Genomic DNA, 421 nt, shown 5'->3' on the forward strand with positions numbered 1-421 from the left:
GTCGAGGACGGCAAGAAGGCGCTCTTCGCCCGCATCAAGCCGCTGCCCGACCTCGTCAGCATGACCCGCTCGGGCCAGAAGCTCTACACCTCGATCGAGGTGAACCCGAAGTTTGCCGATTCGGGCGAGGCCTATCTCGTGGGCCTGGCAGTGACCGACACCCCCGCGAGCCTGGGCACGGAAATGCTCTCGTTCGCGCAGCAGCACCCCGACGCAAGCCCGCTCAAGGCGCGCAAGCAACACGCGGGCAACCTGTTCACCGCGGCACAGCCCACCGACATCGAATTCGAGGGCGACGACGGCGGCGCGGCGAAGTTCTCCGCGGCGATGCAGGCAATCCTCGCGAAGTTCTCGGGGAAGGCCCGCGGGGACGACGCGCGGTTCGCCGACGTGGTGAAAGGCTTCGAGGAAGTCGCCCAGG

Annotated in this window: 1 protein-coding gene; it reads left to right on the top strand. The window is 67.5% G+C overall.

Going from position 1 to position 421, the window contains the following annotated elements; all coding sequences use genetic code 11:
* Nucleotides 1-421 (top strand): GPO family capsid scaffolding protein (locus tag E0L35_RS25710; protein ID WP_138801748.1); only part of this gene is annotated, 421 nt, incomplete at both ends.

Origin of the sequence: Halomonas sp. ATBC28 (assembly GCF_005937175.1) — a bacterium.
Taxonomy (GTDB): Bacteria; Pseudomonadota; Gammaproteobacteria; order Pseudomonadales; family Halomonadaceae; genus Vreelandella; species Vreelandella titanicae.